This window comes from Psychrobacter sp. AOP31-B2-9 (assembly GCF_052378005.1).
In the GTDB taxonomy this organism is placed as follows: Bacteria; Pseudomonadota; Gammaproteobacteria; order Pseudomonadales; family Moraxellaceae; genus Psychrobacter.
Genome location: NZ_JBQSXG010000298.1, coordinates 1 through 895 on the forward strand (window position 1 = coordinate 1; position 895 = coordinate 895).

General features: G+C 38.1%; 1 protein-coding gene. It reads right to left on the bottom strand.

Going from position 1 to position 895, the window contains the following annotated elements; genetic code table 11:
- Nucleotides 1-24: 24 nt before the first annotated feature.
- On the bottom strand, nt 25-895 hold an 871-nt coding region (locus ACT3SX_RS15310; protein WP_444518842.1), incomplete at its 5' end, for an ATP-dependent nuclease.

Consider the following 895-nt stretch of genomic DNA (forward strand, 5'->3'; position numbering starts at 1 on the left):
TTTTTTTATCTTTTTTTTGAGCCCTTATCCCGAATTGGGGTTACCTAGAGTATATACCAAGCTATCTTGAGTAGCTGCCTGATTTCCAGCACTATCAGAATCAAGTAAAGCTGCAATTTTCAAATTTTGAGCATGTAGTATGGTGGCGTAGTAGACTACTTTGCCAGCTGTATTAGCGAAAACTAGAGAGATTTTATCGTTCAAGTCAGCTATTTTTTTTGCGCGTAAAAGTGCTGACGCTGCCTCTATATACCAGTAATCTGTTAGCCCCTCTAAAATTAGATTCTTCTTTTGCGTAAATAAGCTTTGAGCCAAATCGTATCCTAATGCTTCTTGGAGAGGGAGAAGAGCCGCTGGATCGCTTGAATTAATTGTATTATGTACTTTAGTACCATCACTACGATCTTTCATTTCCACAACTTTGACAATATTTAGTTCATCAGGCCCTACTAGAAATGGAGAGTGAGTGGTATAGATAGTTTGGTTTTGTTCCGCTAATCTTGATATTGTTGTTCTAAAATCTCGTTGCTTCAAAGCATGAAGGCTCATGCCTGGTTCATCTAGAAGAAGAATAGCATTTTTATGTTTATCCGCAGCTTCTGCAAAGAAAATTATAAAAAACGACACAAGCCATTGAAAACCCTCTGATCGTTGATCTAACTCAATATCGACACCCATATCGTCTTCTACAACAACTTTCAAGTACTGACCATCAGCTGTTACTCTTAGTTTATCGGCTTCTGGTCTGTTAGGGTTTGGCATCCATATTTTTCGAATTTCTCTCGTGAGATGAATGCTTGCCGCATTTAACAAATAACTCCTCCTATCTAGTTTGTCTTGGTAGTCCTTCAATGCTTTTGGATTATTAGCATTTGGGACTGGAGTATTACCAAAG